Here is a 14638-nt window from a genome sequence, read left to right as displayed (position 1 = left end):
AGATGTGTATAAGAGACAGGAGGGGAGGAGGGCCATGAAATGAATCCGGCGTCGGACAAGAAGCTCGTCCTATAGAGGAACCGCAGCCCGGGAGTCACGCCGGCACGCCCATCGAATCGCCCGGGTCCACAACCATACCGGCTCAGTTCAGGAACATTCCGCGTTTGGCGGAGTTGACGGAACGGCCCGCTCGTTTGAGGCCACACCGGTTCATGGCGGGCTTCGGGAGGAAGCTATGATCCGTGCCACGCCCTCACTTCATGTTTCTCGCCGCGACGCATTGCAAATTGGTCTCGGAGCGACGCTCGCTTCAGCGACCGGCGTCGTCCCCGTTTCGCCTGCTTTCGCACAGGATGACATAAAGGACGAAGACATTTTCCGGTTCGCGCTGAACCTGGAATACATGGAGGCCGAATACTACCTCCGGGGCACCACAGGAAAAGGCATCGACGATTCAGATGCCGGTTCCAAGCCCGGCGACGTCGTCGGCGGCAAGAAGGTTCCCTTCGAAACACCCGCACTGGCTGAATTTTTGCGGGAAGTCGCGGAAAATGAACTTGCCCATGTCAGGTTCTACCGCAAGACCCTGGCGTCGAATGCGGTGGACCGGCCGGCGATCGATTTTGATGCCGGCTTTGCCGCGGTCGCAAAGGCGGCCGGGCTCGGTGCCGACTTCGACCCCTTCGGCAACCAGATGAACTTCGTGCTTGGCGGCATGCTGTTCGAGGATGTCGGCGTCACCGCCTACGCCGGTGCGGCAACCGTCCTGAAGAACAAGGAATTCCTGGCAGCCGCGGCTGGAATTCTCGCGGTCGAGGCCTACCACATGGGGATGGCGCGGTCGTCGCTCTATCGCATGGGCGAGAAGGCCTGGAAGGCGGCGAATGCGATTTCCGACGCACGCGACAAGATCGATGGGCCCGATGACAAGGACCAGGGCATTCGCGTCGAGGGCAAGGCCAACTTCGTTCCTTCGACGCCGGATGCGATTGCCTTCACAAGGACCCCGCAGGAGGTGCTGCGCATTGTTTATCTGACCGACCAAGCGGGTGTGAGCAAGGGCGGCTTTTACCCGAACGGGATGAACGGAACGCTCAAGAGCACCTAGCCGCGAGGATGGAGCCGGTCATGATGACCTACAACCCGCGCTGCGCAGCATTGGCCGCCGGCCGTCCGATATCGTCTCGACGGGGCACGCGATGAACGTCAGCGGCGAAGCGACCAGATCGTTTTGGATGCTCGACGCCAGCTTGCCCGGCGCGCCCCGCCTCGAGCAGGACGAGCATTGCGACGTGGCCGTCGTTGGAGCCGGCATCGCCGGGGTTTCGATTGCCTATGAACTGGCGCTGGCAGGGCGCAAGGTGGTGCTCGTGGATCGCGGCCCGTTGCTCGGAGGCATGACATCGCGCACGACCGCCCATCTGGCGCCGATCTGCGACGATGGCTTGAGCGCGCTGATCGACATGCGCGGCGAGGTTCTGGCGCGCGGATTTCAGGAGAGCCAGCAAGCCGCCGTCGACCGCATCGAACGGCACGTTGCCAGCCTGGAGATCGACTGCGATTTCCGGCGGCTGGACGGCTTCCTTTTCCCGGCCGCATGGATGGACGAGAAGCAGGCCGCCAGAGAATGCAATAAGGAGTATGCGGCTGCGGCAAAGATCGGCGCCGAGGCCGAACATGGCGAAGGCGTGCCGCTCAAGGGTCATGAATCGGCGCCCATCCTGCGCTACCCCGGACAGGCCACCTTCCACCCGCTGAAATATTTGCGCGCCCTGCTGGCTGATTTCGAGAAGCGAGGCGGCAAGGCATTCGCCGACAGCGCCGTCGTCGAGATCGAGGAGGGGGAGCGGATTCGCCTGAAATGCGAGGGCGGCTACGCCGTCACGGCTTCGAACGCGGTGTTTGCCACCAATTCCCCGATCAACACATGGGTCAAGATCCATAGCAAGATGGCGCCTTACCGCACCTATGCCATGGCTTTCGAGATCGCCAGGGGAACCCTCCCGGATGCCCTCTACTGGGACATGGACGATCCCTATTATTACGTCCGCCTCAATCCAGGCCCCGGCAAGACGGACTGTCTCATCGCCGGCGGCCGCGATCACAAATCGGGCGAAGCGGATGACGGCGAGGCACGCTTTGCCGCGCTTGAAGCATGGATCAGGGCATTGGTGCCCGATCTTGGCGGAGAAAGAGCGCGGTGGTCCGGTCAGGTTCTCGAAACGATCGATTATTGCGGCTTCATCGGCCGAAGCCCCGGCAACGGCAACGTCTTCATGGCCACCGGCGACTCCGGCCAGGGCATGACGCATGGTGCATTGGCCGGACTGCTGATACGCGATCTGATCGTGGACGGATCGAACCCATGGGAAGCCGTCTATGCTCCCGACCGGAAGCCGCCCGCCGCGCTCGCGCACTACGTCAATGAGAACCTTACAACAGTGAAGAATCTCGCCGGCTACTTGCTGCCCGGTGAGGTCAAGTCGGCCGGCGACCTCAAGCCCGGCGAAGGCGGCATCCTTCAGGACGGCTTGAGCAAGTTCGCCGTATGCCGCGACCGCGACGGCAAGCTGCACCGGCATTCGGCCAGTTGCACGCATCTCGGCTGCATCGTGCACTGGAATTCGACCGAGCAATGTTGGGATTGCCCCTGCCACGGCTCGCAGTTCGCGCCGGACGGTACGGTGCTCAACGGCCCGGCCATCCGCGGCTTGGCCAGGTCGGAGGGTCGCGGGTCTCGCGCGGAGCCCAAGGTGGCGTCCGGGGAGTGACCTGTAGCCGTTCGCCGTTTAACGCAAACGCCTCGGAGGAAGCGGTGGTCGAACGACGATATAGCCGCTATGTGCCCGGATTTTCGGTGGCCTTTTTCTGGGCCAAGCCTGTCGTCGTGTAGACGGCTTTGGTTGTGGCGGATGGGAGTGAAAAAATAATCCCAGGGAAGCTCAAAAATGTTTGGGCGAAATAATCCGAAGATTTCAGGAATTTGGTAAGCGCCTGCAAATCGATTTGCCGCTTTTCAGGCCCGGACCCGAGATTTCTATTTACCCGGGAAAAAAATAATAGACGCGTAAGACTTGCTTTGAGCGCAATTGAGGCGCATACAAAAAGTGTTGATTTGGTTGAGTTTGGCTTTCGCCCCGTCGGAGCCGCGCCAATCCTTTTCCGAATTTTCGATAGCGAAGCGTTGCGCCGGTCCGGCGCGGCAGCTTGCTCGTTTGAACCCTGGAACGACGCAGGGCGCTGACCACGGATGTACTGGCAGCACCGCAAATCGTTCCAGCGGTTCGACTGAAATAACGCGGAAGCCCATCCTAGCAAGTTTTCACGGGAAAGCCGCAATCGTGGCCATTCGCATCGCGTCCACCGTCGTCGTCTGCTTCGGCTCTCCTTGGTGCTGCCGCGCTTCAGGCGCGCCGCGACCGCAGAGTATCTACCGATCTCGAGGAGGAGGCCCGGAAGGGTCTTTCCCGCGACGCAACGCGGCCTCTTTCATTCACCTGCCGGCGATCCTCCGCACAATGGGGTTCGCACGGTAAAAGCATCGATCAACCGGCCTCTCTCGAGGCGGCGCTGAAGACGACCGGAGACAACCATGACAAGCCTTATGCAGCGCAACATACGGCCGATACGGCACGGCGCCCCGCCGCGCTTGTTCGACATCGGACAGGCGGTCCGTCTGAAGGGAGATTTCCGGACATTGACCGCGGAAGTCTACCACGTCACCGGCACGCTGCCGCCAAAAGAAAACTCGCCGCAATACCGCATCCGCAGCGACACCGAACCGCATGAGCGCGTGGTGACCGAGGATAGGCTGGAATCGGCCGGAACCCCGGCCTCGGATCCCGGCCTGATGCTGATCGAAAGGACGTTCGGACATGGCCAAGGGACGGCAACGCTCCAATCGCGAAATGAGGACGCCGAAGCAGGGAAGAATTCCGACCAGGCCTGAGAGCCCGTTCAATCAAGGCGCCGGCCTCGGCGCGAAGGGCTCGATGCCATCGCGCGGCGGGTCTCGATGAAGGTCGTGATCGAATTCTATCGCACGCGCGTCAGCGATGACGCGCATGCCGTCATCGGCCGCGAGACGGTGCTGGCAACGTGCCTTGACGATGCAATCGAGATCGCGCGGCTTCTGGCGAGGACGCTGAACATGCCGCAGTGGCCGGATGCGGTCACGATCTCCGAAGCTGACGGCGCGGCGCTTTATTCGGAGATTATCGCCGCGCAGGAAGGCGAGGAAAGACAGGTATGAACAGGTCCATGGCCAACGGCGAGACCGGGGCGGGCCACAAGGCGGTATCCGGCTGTTCGCCAAACAACAGAGGCTTGTCGGGTCACGCCTTCAGGGATCATCAATACGGCCGCCGCGTCGAAGCGGATCATTCCTGGACCGTCTGCCATGTCTTCACCGGGATTCCGGCGCATGTCGACGGCGCTCCGATGGTCGGGCTGACGCGTGCGCATGCGACGACGAGCATGCTGAATCTCAACCGTCGCAATGTCGAGGCTCGAAAGGAATGGAATAGAACCCGGCCGGCAGCAGCTGAACACGCTGAAACACGGGTGGGCAACCCATGACGCTCGCCTTTCCAAATCCCAGCCGGAGTTTCGATCAAACGCGCCGCGCCGTCTGCTTCATTGGCCATGACGGTATGTTCCAGGTCCGCTTCTTCGTCGAGGTCGAGGTCCTTGGGACATTTGGCGATGCTGGGGGCAAGGAAACGGCCGAGATGGCATATCTTTCGGCGTTCGACGCCTTGCGCAGCTCCATCCAGAACGCCGCCAGCAAAGCGTATGCGCACGAGCGCCGAAACTCCTACACGCTCACGGCTTCCGGCTTCCGATAGGCAGGAAGCCAATGTCGCAGGGAAAACCCGCAGTCGCGAATAGCCTTAGCCCTGGCTGCTACAAGAAAGGATAATGCCGATGCGTTTCATGAAAACCCCCGAGGCGCCGCCCGCCGCGATCAAGCCGATCGTCAGGTTCTCAAGCATCATGTCCGCGCGGCTGACGGTCAGGAAGGACGAGGCAGCAAGGCGCAAGCTCGCCGACACTGACGGCACCTTGCGGCGGGCACGTCAGATCGCAGAACGCAATCGCCTGATTTGACATGATGGCCGCCTGACTCTTGCTTGGGCCTTATGTCTCGCGAACTGTCTTTCCCGCTCCTGGGCATGTCCAAATCCCAAGGCGCAAATTGCCTAAACCGGAAGAAACACCATGGCGATGAAACCCAACTACCGATACGAGCGCAGCAAACGCGATCAGGCGAAGGCGGCAAAGAAAGAGGCGAAGCTCGCGGCCAAGGTGGCGAAAGAGAAAGTGGTGGATCCGGAAGACGAGCGGGAGGGGAGCACTGATAACGGATAATGTCGCGTTAGGCAGGCCGGCCTTGGAACCGCAATGACACAACGAGAGTCCGATCACTTCGAAATCGATGTGGAGTGCCCGCGGTGCCATCACCAGGCGAAAACGCGTGTGGGCTGGATACGCGCTCACACCCAGATGGAGTGTGAAAATTGCGGCGAGATCATCGACATCGAAAGTAAGAATTTCAGACCGCGCGAGCAGCCTTAAGGCGTCACGAGAATGGCCGCCTCGCGGGCGGCTGCTATGAACGCCTTGCGCGCGAATGAAGCCGGTCGGCGCCCGCTGTTTACATCCGTGCAGGCCTGAATGGCTGCGCGGTGCTTGTCGCTTCGCTTGCCGCGCCATCTTCGAAGCAGGAAGTCCAGGCAGGCGGCGGCATCGCCGATTGCCTCCCGTCCGCCGGCCGGATCAACGATGATTGTCACCGACTGGTCGAATTTTTCATTTGCCATCACTGCGCTTAGGCCGCGGCGCGCAACATGGCAAGCACTGTTTGTTGTGGGCGAACGGGTGGGCGAACGCAAAGATAGGCTTGAGTGATACGACACGAGGCAGTCGGCGGGAAACCAGCCGCAAGCAAAGGCCCCGCTCGCATGCAAGACCAAGGAGAGGCTCCTGGACAGCCCGACCTACTCAGCAAGAGATCAAGCCGGACTGTCCTCGCCGCACCAGCGAAATCGTATCGTGCGCCTTTGTTTCCTGTCTGGCCAGCAAAACCGCAGCAAATGAGAGCCGTTGAGCTGCCGACCGCGACTTGTGCAGAGGTTCGATCGCCGATCGGCAATTCGCTTCTCAACTGCTGCTCGCCCAGATCGAGCAGCCGACTTTCTGTCCCGTCGCCGGGTCCCGCGCGGTCTTCGCGAACACCCGCCTCAGACCCGCCCTGTTGGATGCGACGTCCTTGCTTGCGAGGTAGGTCGGGTCGCCGACTTCCCCGTGGTAGCGCGTGTTGGCAGGCGCCTGCTTCCAGGTGAATTTCGAGCGGTAGGCCACCTGGCCTGGCGCGGTGTTGTCGAACCGGCAGTCGATGGTCGCCGGCATCATTCCCTTGGCGCTCATCGCGCTGACGACCTTGTCCGCATCTGACGTCGTCAGCCATTGGTCTGTGCTGCTCGTCTGGTATGCGTCTATTCCGCTCGGCTGGTGCGTCATGCATCCTGCAAGCACCATCAGGACTGCCATTGCGGCACCTGTCTTGCCTGCTCGCTTGCTGTCTAGCCGGTCAATGCCCATGCCCGTCTCCTCCCTGAAGAGAGTGGAAAGTTCCGGGTAAGAAGATGGTCCGCGCGCGTCGCTTCGTATATTAGGCGCTTCACACGCCTGGCTCGTCGGAGCCTCGATCTTCGGCGAATTGCGGGGCGGCGGCTGGTCTTGTGACCGCCCGGCCACAGCAGTTAGCCGCGTCAGCTATTAACGGCTCCAATCCCCAAAATTAACCTTTTGTTAACCATTAGCCCGGCACCCTTTAACCATTGAGTAAGGATTCGCCCGGACGTGACCTTCGCCGCCCCTTTGCACAACAAATCGATCCGCTTTCGCGCCCGTTCCTTCGTCGCTTTCACGCTGACGCCGGAAGCGCCGATCGCCGACTGGCTGGAGGGGTTGGATCACTGGATCGCCAATTCGCCCGGCTATTTCAACGGCCGCCCGGTGGTGCTGGATTTGAACACCTTGCAGCCGGGGCCGGAGGAGATCGCAGCGCTTGTCGGCGTGCTCGGTTCGCGCGGCATCCGCGTCTATGCCATCGAGCTCGAAGGCGCCGAGCTCGGGTCTGAATTGCCCCCGCTCTTGGCCGGCGCCAAGGAGGCGACCGCCGAGGGGCTGCTTGGCCGGGCCGCGCGCAAGGCGCGGGCGGAAGAGCTGGAAATGGCCGTCGCCGGGGAGCGGGCCGAAGTGACCCGGGAAACGATCCAGGCGGCGGCGCCCGCCGAGGTTCTGCAAGCGGCCGGTGATGAGCCGGTGGATCCCGAACTGGCAAGGCTGGAAGCGGTCAGGATCGAGCCGGCTCAGGCCGAACCGGAAAAGCCAGGGCAGGGCGCCGTGCCGGCGCCTGCCGCCGGCACGCTGATGATCAAGGCGCCGATCCGCTCCGGGCAGTCGGTCTTCCATCCGCATGGCGACGTGATCGTGCTGGGCTCGGTCGCGTCCGGCTCGGAAATCGTCGCCGGCGGTTCGATCCATGTCTATGGCACGTTGCGCGGCCGGGCGATCGCCGGCTCGGAAGGCAATATTTCGGCGCGCATTTTCTGCCGCAAGAACGAGGCCGAGCTGCTCGCCGTCGACGGCTGGTACACCACGGCCGAGGAGATGGAAGGGGTGTCGCGCGGCAAGGCCGTGCAGGCCTTCCTCGACAATGATGCGTTGTGCGTGGTGCCGCTCGGCTGAGTTCTTGGCCGCAAGCTTCGGACCGGTTTCGCGTGCGAAGGTTATCAGTGCATGTCGCCCCCAGTTGCAGCGGTCTTGGGAGAACGATGTGCACCAAAAGCGAAAGATCCCGCCGTGCCTGGCACGGCCAGAGAATAAAAACCGCCAATGGAGGCTGGATATATGGGCAAGGTAGTCGTGGTCACATCGGGCAAGGGGGGCGTCGGCAAGACAACCTCGACGGCCGCGCTCGGCGCCGCCGTGGCCAGGACAGGCAAGAAGGTGGCGCTGGTCGATTTCGACGTCGGCCTGAGAAACCTCGACCTCATCATGGGCGCCGAGCGCCGCGTGGTGTTCGACCTCGTCAACGTTATCCAGGGGACGGCGAAGCTTTCGCAGGCGCTGATCCGCGACAAGCGGCTGGAGACTCTCTACCTGCTGCCCGCCTCGCAGACGCGCGACAAGGACGCGCTGACCGAAGAGGGTGTGGCGGAAGTCATCGCCCGGCTGCGATCGGTATTCGACTATGTCTTCTGCGACAGCCCGGCCGGCATCGAGCGCGGCGCCCAGCTCGCCATGCGCTTTGCCGACGAGGCGGTCATCGTCACCAATCCGGAAGTCTCGTCGGTGCGCGACTCCGACCGCATCATCGGCCTGCTCGACGCTCGCACCATGAAGGCCGAGCAGGGCGAGCTGGTGCAAAAACACGTGCTGGTCACGCGCTATGACGCGGCGCGCGCCGCGCGCGGCGAGATGCTGTCGATCGACGACGTGCTGGAGATCCTCTCGACGCCGCTGCTCGGCATCATCCCGGAAAGCCAGGATGTGCTGCGGGCCTCCAATCTCGGTTCGCCCGTCACGCTCTCGGAACCGCTCAATGGTGCCGCAAAGGCTTACCTCGAAGCGGCAAGACGCCTGGAAGGCGAGGACCTGCCGGTGGTCGTCCCCTTCGAACGCAAGGGCTTCCTCGACCGGCTTCTCGGAAGGAGGGCCGCATGAGCATCCTCGATCTCTTCAAGCGGCGCACCAGCGCGCCGGTGGCGCGCGAGCGGCTGCAGCTGCTGCTCGCCTATGAGCGCCAGAGCCGCGGCCAGCCGGATCTCGTCTCCATCCTGCGCGAGGAGATCATGGCGGTCATCGCCAAGCATGTGCAGATCGACCAGGACTACCTCCAGGTCTCGATGGACCGCGGCGCGACCATGTCGACGCTGGAGATCGACATCCAGATCCCCAACAAGAGCGCCGCGCCGCTCGCCATGGCGGGATAACGCCGGGCGCATTTTCTCTCCCTCGCCAAAGGCGGGGGAGAGGTGGCCACAGCGGCCGGAGTGCGGGCCTGCGCCAACGCTTCGTCGTCCTCGGCTTGACCCCAAAATCCACGCCGTTTACGTTCGACTTGGAGGCGGCGGTACTGAATTCCGTAAGCGTTGCAATACGTTAGCGCCATGGCATGACCCTGCGCGCGTCGCTTCGCTCCTTGCTCCGCGCCAGGATGACGAAGGCGTAAACCTCACTCTCTTGTCCCACCGTCCGCCCCGTACTGCCTCACGACAGCGCGGTGCCCGCGCCCTATCTCCATTCCCGAACCAGGGATGGAGCCAGGATTGACCTCGACGCAGACCGCGAAGCCGGAAACCCATGTCGGCGCAATGCCCGTTCTGGGGCTGCTCGGCGCCATCCTGTCCGTTCAGGTCGGCGCCGCCTTTGCCAAGGGGCTGTTCCCGGTGCTGGGCTCGGAAGGCACGACCATGCTGAGGCTCGCCATCGGCGCGCTGATGCTGGCTGCGGTGCTGAGGCCCTGGAAGGTGCTGCCCTCGCGGAAAACCCTGCCTTGGCTCGCCGCCTACGGCATCACGGTCTGTGCCATGAACATGCTGTTCTACGCAGCGCTCCAGCGCATTCCGCTCGGCATCTGCGTGGCGCTCGAATTCACCGGGCCGCTGTTCGTCGCTATGCTCGGCTCCCGGCGCCTGCTCGACCTCGTCTGGGTGGCGCTGGCGATAACCGGCATCGTGCTGCTCTCGCCTTTTGCGGATGCCAGAAGCGGGCTCGATCCGCTGGGGGTGGTGCTGGCGCTCGCAGCGGGCGCCTGCTGGGGGCTCTACATCATCTTCGCGCAGAAGGCCGGCGCCGAGCTCGGCGTGCGCACCTCCGCCTATGGCATGGCGATCGCCGCTGTGCTGGCGCTGCCTTTCGGCTTCAGCGCAGCTCAACCCTATCTCGCCGACCCGCACATCATGGCGGGCGCGGCCGTGGTCGGCCTGTTCTCCAGCGCGCTGCCCTTCTATCTGGAAATGCTGGTGCTGGCGCGCATGCCGGCCAAGGTCTACGGCATGCTGGTGTGCCTGGAGCCGGCGGGCGGCGCGCTGACCGGCTTCCTGTTTCTGCATGAGAAGCTCAACCTTTTGCAATGCGCGGGCGTCGCCGCCGTCATTGCCGCCGCCTTCGGCACCGCGGTCGCGGCGCGGCGGCCGGTGTCTTTGCCGGCCTGAATCCATCTTTCGGACCGGGCAATTCCCGGACAATGCGCGAAACGGCAGGCTCGGCGCCTCGCAGCGGTAATCCATCCTGAGCTGCTTCGAAACAAGGATGTGCGATGGTTTGCCGTTTCCGTGAAACGGTGAACCGCTTCGGCACCCGCAGCTCGTTAAAGGATTGGTTGGCTTTGGAAAAACACCCCGTGGCGGCAACATCCGACCGCATCCGGTGGTTGAAATAAGACCTAAGTCCTATAACAAAATTGCAATAGGTCCGAATGGACAAGACATGGGTCGTGGGCCACTTCCTTATGCACTGCTGATTGGGGATGCTTATGCTGCGATATTGCCGGTGGGGTAGTTCGGCCGACGGGCTGAAGGGCTGGCATGGGGAGAACCGAATGCGCACATCGCGCGGGGGCTGCAGGCTAGTCTTGCCAGCGCTGGCTGCGTTGGCGCTTGTCGTCGCGCCTGTCAGTCTCTCCGTCGATGGTCTCGTCGTGACCAAGGCCTATGCCGACAAAGGCGGCGGTGGTCATGGCGGCAGCGGTGGTGGAAACGGAAGCGGCGGCGGCAACAGCGGGAACGGTGGCGGAAATAGCGGCGGCAACAGTGGAAACGGCAATAGCGGCGGCAACAACGGAAACAGCAATAGCGGCAGCAACAACGGCAAGAGCAATAACGGCGCGAGCAGCAGCGCGGCAGGCACCGCGGATGTCGATAGTCATGTGAACGCCGTTACCGGCGACAAGGTCGAGGCCACTAGCAGCAGCATCCAGGTCACGCACCGCAATGGAATGAAGGAGACGATCGAGAACGGCCGGTTCAGGATGGAAGACAAGTACGGACGCACCATCGTCGACCGCAGGGCTACCATGGCCGATCTCAATCGCCTGAAGAACTTGTGAGACAGAGTTTGTGGGAGTGAGGTTTTATCCGGATTAGATCTTAAGGGACCGAAGGTCAGCGCTGCAAAATCAGGTTGCCACCTTTTGCTTCGTCTCTGCGGTCCTGATCGTCTTGCGATGGAACTTGGCTACTCACCTTGCCCCCGCCATCGTGCGGGGGTAATTTTTTGCGCCGGGAAAGCCTGTCCGTTGCGACATTGGTCAGCTATGGCGCCGGAAATGGTCCGACGGGTGGGGGCAAGGGTCGTGGGCCGCTTTCGTCGCCCCGCCGGAATGTGAATTCTCGCCCGGATCAACACACCGGTTCCGCCTCGTCTGTGCCGTGAGCGGAGCTTCAGCCATGCGGAAGTGGGACCGGAACGAAGAGAAGATATGCGAAACCGCCCCTTCAGCAGGCTCGCCTGGCTCGCGCTGCGTGTGTTTAGCGCGCTGGCGCTGATCTTTGCGCCCTGGCACATCACCTTTGACGGCGCGCCGAGGATTGCCGCAGCCACCGCCGCCGGTAACGGCAATGGCGGCAACGGGGGGAACGGCGGTGGTGGAGGCGGCGGCAGCGGTAATTCGGGATCCGCCGGCGGCTCGAATTCCGGCTCGGCCGGCGGCTCGAATTCCGGCAATAGTGGCGACAACGGCAACAGCAATGGCCAGGGCGACAACGGGAACAGCAATGCCGGCGCGAGCAACCCCAATGCCGGGCCGGGCAACAACAGCGGCAAGGGCAACACCAATCCCGGCGGCAAGAATAGCTACACCAATGCCGCGACCGGCGACACGCTTTCGATCGACGGCGACAAGGTCACCGTCATTCATCGCAACGGTATGAAGGAGCAGGTCCAGAACGGCCGTTTCGAGATGACGGATGCGCAAGGCCGCACCATCATCGAACGGCAAGCGACGGAGGAGGACCTGTCGCGCCTGCTGAACTTGTGAGCGTTGAGAATTGAAGAACTGGGGAACTGAAGAACTGAAGAACTGAAGAGTCCTCTCTTATCCAGTTCCCCGATTCCTCAATTCCTCAATTCTTAAATTCCCCAGTACCTTAGTGCCTTTCCCTCGCCTCATGCATCAGCAGCGCCGCCTCGGTGCGGTTGCGCACGTTGAGCTTGGCGAGCACCCTGGTCATGTGATGCTTTACCGTCTTCTCCTGCAGCGACAGCCGGGCGGCCACCTCCTTGTTGCTCAATCCTTCGGCGACCAGTTTCAGGATCTCGGCCTCGCGGCCGGTGAGCTGACTGAGCGGATCGGGCTTGCTGCCGGTGGGCTGCAAAAGGTCGGAGAGCAGCCTGGCCGAAAGGCTCGGCGATACGTAGCTCTGGCCGTTGGCGACATCGCGCAGGATCTCGGCCAGCGCCTTGGAGCCGACGCCTTTCAGTACATAGCCGCGCGCGCCGGCCTTCAGCGCCTGGGCGACATCGGCATTGGTCTCCGATACCGTGAGCATGACGATCTTCTGTTCGGGCATCGCTGAAAGGATACTGGCGAGCGCGTTGAGACCGCCGCCCGGCATGCTGATGTCGAGCAGGAGAATATCGGGCGTGCTGGCGCGCGCCAGCCTTTCGGCGTCCTCGGCGCTGGCGCCTTCGCCGACAAGCTCGAAGCCGCCGATTTCGCCGAGGCTGCGCGCCACGCCCTCGCGAAACAGGGGGTGGTCGTCCACTATTGCGATGCGGATGGATGTGCTCACGGTTGCTCCTCGACAGACAAGGCAATCACCAGTCTTGTTCCTTCCGGGCCGGACAGCGTCTCGAACTGCCCGCCTATGCTTTCGATGCGTTCCCTGAGGCCCGCAAGCCCAAGGCCCTCGCTTCGGGCCGGGTCGAAGCCGGGACCCGAATCCATCACCTCGACCAAAAGCTTGCCGCCTTTCGTCGTGGCTCTGACCTGCTGGCCCTTGCCCTTGCCATGCCGGAAGGCGTTGTTCAGGCCTTCCTGCACGAAGCGATAGACGCTTATCTTTTCCGAGGTGCCGAGTTCCGGCAAGCGCTCAGGCAGGGTTAGCAACACCTTGGTGCTGGTGCGGCGCTCATGCTCGGCTACCGCCAGCCGCAAAATGTCTGCGATGGCCTGCGCCTCGATCTGCGGCAGCACCAGCCCGTTGCAGATGCCGCGTATCTCGCGCATCGCTTCGCCGAGCGTCTTGTGTATGCCGGCGATCTCGGCTTCGCGCAGCTGGCTGGACGTGGCCGGGTCGACCAGCGCCGGGCTGTCCATCCTCAGCGCGGCAAGCGCCACCAGTTGCGCCGGTCCGTCATGCAGGTCGGCGCCGATGCGTCTCAGATACCGCTCGTTGATCGCTGTGGCGCGGCGCGAGGCGCGTTGAACGCGCTGGCGCAGCGACGAGTTCTGCGCCAGGGCCGTCTGCAATTCGGAAACCTTGGCCTCGAGCGCAGCCTGCTGCGTGACGATGGTGCGGCTGCCGCGGAAAACGATGCCGGAGAGCAGGGCAAGCGCCGCGGCGGTGGCGGCCGCCACCACCAGCCATGTCCACAGCAGAGCTGAGTGGAGCGATTCCTCGAAGTCGCCGGATAATTCGTAGAATTCGCTGACCGCCACGACCTCGCCGGACCACGGCTCGCGCACCGGGTTGTAGATTTCGAGCAGCGGAACGCCCATCGACCGCTCCTTGTCGTCTTCCTCGTCCTCGAGCCTGTTGTATTTGACCATGACGTTGCCGGCGAAAGCGGCGATGAGGTTGGCGTTGGGCCTGATCTGCTTGCCGATCAGGCTGGCATCCTTGGAGTAGAGGATCGTTCCGTCGCGCCGCCACAGCTTGAACGAGACCAGCCTTTTCCCGAGCGCGCCCTGGCCCAGCGTCTCGTCCAGCGCGCGCTTGACGGTGTCGTCGAGTTCCTGGCTCTTGCGCATATCGGGCAGCAAGGGTGCGATCACGCTGTCGACATAGAGCGCGGTGGTGGCGGCGGAATTGTGCAGGACCCCGTCACGGATCTGCGATGTCACCCACAGCCCGACCACGAGCATCACCGCCAGAAGGCCGATACCGCCCGCGATCACGAACTGCCAGGCCAGAGAGAGCCCGCTCCAGATTCGTGCAGGTCGTGTTAAATACCTCCCAACCATCGGCACCATTCACCCACCCGTCCGCGACAGTATAGGTGAGGGGAGGCAATTGCGACACCGACCTTGGTCCGTGCCCGTGAGGAAGGTTAATGGCAGAGCAGGTTTAGGCGCACGCCGACGGGCGGGCTTTGATTCGCAAGCAAGGAGGCTGCTTGCTCCGCCGGGCGGCAAAGCCAGCGACATTCCTGTTGACGGAGGAGACGCGGGCCGGCTGCCACCCGAAATTACGGGTTCTTTTGCAATGCCGACACAACCACCAATCAAGCCCCGGCTCCGGACCAACGGCATATGCCCCGCGGGATATAGCGCCACACCGCTGATGCCTTGGCCTGGCGCGGTCTCTTCATCGATCGTTGTGGATGTAGACATAGCGGCGACCTCTCGCGGGCGGCCCGGCTTGCAACCCGTCCATATCGGCGGGCGGGCCGCTCTTTCCCGACA

18 protein-coding genes are annotated in these 14638 nt (G+C 62.9%); 14 read left to right on the top strand and 4 right to left on the bottom strand.

Features of this window, described 5'->3' with window-relative positions:
• Window positions 1–235 precede the first annotated feature (235 nt).
• The 8 genes from CK219_RS30125 (at window position 236) to CK219_RS31915 (ending at window position 5370) form a co-directional block, all read left to right on the top strand.
• Window positions 236–1108, top strand: a complete 873-nt coding sequence (locus CK219_RS30125; RefSeq protein ID WP_095770109.1) for a ferritin-like domain-containing protein — start codon at window positions 236–238, stop codon at window positions 1106–1108.
• A gap of 91 nt (window positions 1109–1199) precedes the next feature.
• Window positions 1200–2771 carry an FAD-dependent oxidoreductase gene (locus CK219_RS30120; protein ID WP_095770108.1) on the top strand — a complete coding sequence of 524 codons (1572 nt, stop codon included), beginning with the start codon at window positions 1200–1202 and terminating at the stop codon, window positions 2769–2771.
• Window positions 2772–3592: 821 nt separating this feature from the next.
• Window positions 3593–3949 carry a hypothetical protein gene (locus CK219_RS30115; protein ID WP_095770107.1) on the top strand — a complete coding sequence of 119 codons (357 nt, stop codon included), beginning with the start codon at window positions 3593–3595 and terminating at the stop codon, window positions 3947–3949.
• A 66-nt stretch (window positions 3950–4015) separates the two neighbouring features.
• Window positions 4016–4252 carry a hypothetical protein gene (locus CK219_RS30110; RefSeq protein WP_095770106.1) on the top strand — a complete coding sequence of 79 codons (237 nt, stop codon included), beginning with the start codon at window positions 4016–4018 and terminating at the stop codon, window positions 4250–4252.
• Window positions 4249–4578: a hypothetical protein gene (locus CK219_RS30105; protein WP_095770105.1), complete on the top strand. Its 330-nt coding sequence runs from the start codon at window positions 4249–4251 to the stop codon at window positions 4576–4578. Before CK219_RS30110 ends, CK219_RS30105 begins: the two co-directional genes overlap by 4 nt.
• Window positions 4575–4847 carry a DUF1488 domain-containing protein gene (locus CK219_RS30100; RefSeq protein ID WP_095770104.1) on the top strand — a complete coding sequence of 91 codons (273 nt, stop codon included), beginning with the start codon at window positions 4575–4577 and terminating at the stop codon, window positions 4845–4847. Before CK219_RS30105 ends, CK219_RS30100 begins: the two co-directional genes overlap by 4 nt.
• Before the next feature lie 79 nt (window positions 4848–4926).
• A complete protein-coding gene (locus tag CK219_RS30095; RefSeq protein WP_095770112.1) occupies window positions 4927–5109 on the top strand; it encodes a hypothetical protein in 183 nt (60 codons plus the stop codon).
• A 111-nt stretch (window positions 5110–5220) separates the two neighbouring features.
• Complete coding sequence (locus tag CK219_RS31915; protein WP_095770103.1) at window positions 5221–5370, top strand: hypothetical protein; 150 nt, start codon at window positions 5221–5223, stop codon at window positions 5368–5370.
• A 203-nt stretch (window positions 5371–5573) separates the two neighbouring features.
• Here CK219_RS31915 and CK219_RS32465 read toward each other — a convergent pair whose 3' ends face one another.
• Both CK219_RS32465 and CK219_RS30080 read right to left on the bottom strand, forming a co-directional pair.
• Complete coding sequence (locus CK219_RS32465; RefSeq protein ID WP_224607387.1) at window positions 5574–5975, bottom strand: DUF982 domain-containing protein; 402 nt, start codon at window positions 5973–5975, stop codon at window positions 5574–5576.
• 187 nt (window positions 5976–6162) lie between these two features.
• Window positions 6163–6603 carry a hypothetical protein gene (locus CK219_RS30080; protein ID WP_095770101.1) on the bottom strand — a complete coding sequence of 147 codons (441 nt, stop codon included), beginning with the start codon at window positions 6601–6603 and terminating at the stop codon, window positions 6163–6165.
• A gap of 261 nt (window positions 6604–6864) precedes the next feature.
• Between CK219_RS30080 and minC the strand changes: the two genes are divergently transcribed.
• The 6 genes from minC to CK219_RS30050 all read left to right on the top strand — a co-directional run bounded on the left by minC (window position 6865) and on the right by CK219_RS30050 (window position 12049).
• Complete coding sequence (minC, locus tag CK219_RS30075; protein ID WP_095770100.1) at window positions 6865–7755, top strand: septum site-determining protein MinC; 891 nt, start codon at window positions 6865–6867, stop codon at window positions 7753–7755.
• Window positions 7756–7917: 162 nt separating this feature from the next.
• Window positions 7918–8733 (top strand): septum site-determining protein MinD, encoded by an 816-nt coding sequence (gene minD / locus CK219_RS30070; protein WP_095770099.1) that lies wholly within the window; start codon window positions 7918–7920, stop codon window positions 8731–8733.
• Complete coding sequence (gene minE, locus CK219_RS30065; RefSeq protein ID WP_042638296.1) at window positions 8730–9002, top strand: cell division topological specificity factor MinE; 273 nt, start codon at window positions 8730–8732, stop codon at window positions 9000–9002. Before minD ends, minE begins: the two co-directional genes overlap by 4 nt.
• A gap of 336 nt (window positions 9003–9338) precedes the next feature.
• Entirely contained in the window at window positions 9339–10226 is an 888-nt protein-coding gene (locus CK219_RS30060; RefSeq protein ID WP_224543961.1) for a DMT family transporter, read from the top strand.
• 386 nt (window positions 10227–10612) lie between these two features.
• Window positions 10613–11119: a hypothetical protein gene (locus tag CK219_RS30055; protein ID WP_095770097.1), complete on the top strand. Its 507-nt coding sequence runs from the start codon at window positions 10613–10615 to the stop codon at window positions 11117–11119.
• A gap of 372 nt (window positions 11120–11491) precedes the next feature.
• Entirely contained in the window at window positions 11492–12049 is a 558-nt protein-coding gene (locus CK219_RS30050) for a hypothetical protein (protein WP_095770096.1), read from the top strand.
• 109 nt (window positions 12050–12158) lie between these two features.
• On the opposite strand, the gene CK219_RS30045 is transcribed toward CK219_RS30050, so the two are convergent.
• Both CK219_RS30045 and CK219_RS30040 read right to left on the bottom strand, forming a co-directional pair.
• Entirely contained in the window at window positions 12159–12803 is a 645-nt protein-coding gene (locus CK219_RS30045) for a response regulator transcription factor (RefSeq protein WP_095770095.1), read from the bottom strand.
• Complete coding sequence (locus CK219_RS30040) at window positions 12800–14197, bottom strand: sensor histidine kinase (RefSeq protein WP_095770111.1); 1398 nt, start codon at window positions 14195–14197, stop codon at window positions 12800–12802. The genes CK219_RS30045 and CK219_RS30040 overlap by 4 nt, the downstream gene beginning before the upstream one ends.
• Window positions 14198–14638: the final 441 nt, after the last annotated feature.

The organism is Mesorhizobium sp. WSM4313 (assembly GCF_002294725.1).
GTDB lineage: Bacteria > Pseudomonadota > Alphaproteobacteria > Rhizobiales > Rhizobiaceae > Mesorhizobium.
The sequence above is the reverse complement of the archived record's forward strand: the minus strand, read 5'-3'. Positions and strand labels throughout refer to the sequence as shown.

Bases quoted from the DNA above. Each gene is read 5' to 3' on its own strand.
- CK219_RS30125 (WP_095770109.1), top strand. From the start codon at position 236: ATGATCCGTGCCACGCCCTCACTTCATGTTTCTCGCCGCGACGCATTG.
- CK219_RS30095 (WP_095770112.1), top strand. From the start codon at position 4,927: ATGCGTTTCATGAAAACCCCCGAGGCGCCGCCCGCCGCGATCAAGCCG.
- CK219_RS31915 (WP_095770103.1), top strand. From the start codon at position 5,221: ATGGCGATGAAACCCAACTACCGATACGAGCGCAGCAAACGCGATCAG.
- minD (WP_095770099.1), top strand. From the start codon at position 7,918: ATGGGCAAGGTAGTCGTGGTCACATCGGGCAAGGGGGGCGTCGGCAAG.
- CK219_RS30040 (WP_095770111.1), bottom strand. From the start codon at position 14,197: ATGGTTGGGAGGTATTTAACACGACCTGCACGAATCTGGAGCGGGCTC.
- CK219_RS30100 (WP_095770104.1), top strand. From the start codon at position 4,575: ATGACGCTCGCCTTTCCAAATCCCAGCCGGAGTTTCGATCAAACGCGC.
- CK219_RS30050 (WP_095770096.1), top strand. From the start codon at position 11,492: ATGCGAAACCGCCCCTTCAGCAGGCTCGCCTGGCTCGCGCTGCGTGTG.
- minE (WP_042638296.1), top strand. From the start codon at position 8,730: ATGAGCATCCTCGATCTCTTCAAGCGGCGCACCAGCGCGCCGGTGGCG.
- CK219_RS30110 (WP_095770106.1), top strand. From the start codon at position 4,016: ATGAAGGTCGTGATCGAATTCTATCGCACGCGCGTCAGCGATGACGCG.
- CK219_RS30120 (WP_095770108.1), top strand. From the start codon at position 1,200: ATGAACGTCAGCGGCGAAGCGACCAGATCGTTTTGGATGCTCGACGCC.
- CK219_RS30080 (WP_095770101.1), bottom strand. From the start codon at position 6,603: ATGGGCATTGACCGGCTAGACAGCAAGCGAGCAGGCAAGACAGGTGCC.
- CK219_RS30115 (WP_095770107.1), top strand. From the start codon at position 3,593: ATGACAAGCCTTATGCAGCGCAACATACGGCCGATACGGCACGGCGCC.
- CK219_RS30105 (WP_095770105.1), top strand. From the start codon at position 4,249: ATGAACAGGTCCATGGCCAACGGCGAGACCGGGGCGGGCCACAAGGCG.
- CK219_RS30055 (WP_095770097.1), top strand. From the start codon at position 10,613: ATGCGCACATCGCGCGGGGGCTGCAGGCTAGTCTTGCCAGCGCTGGCT.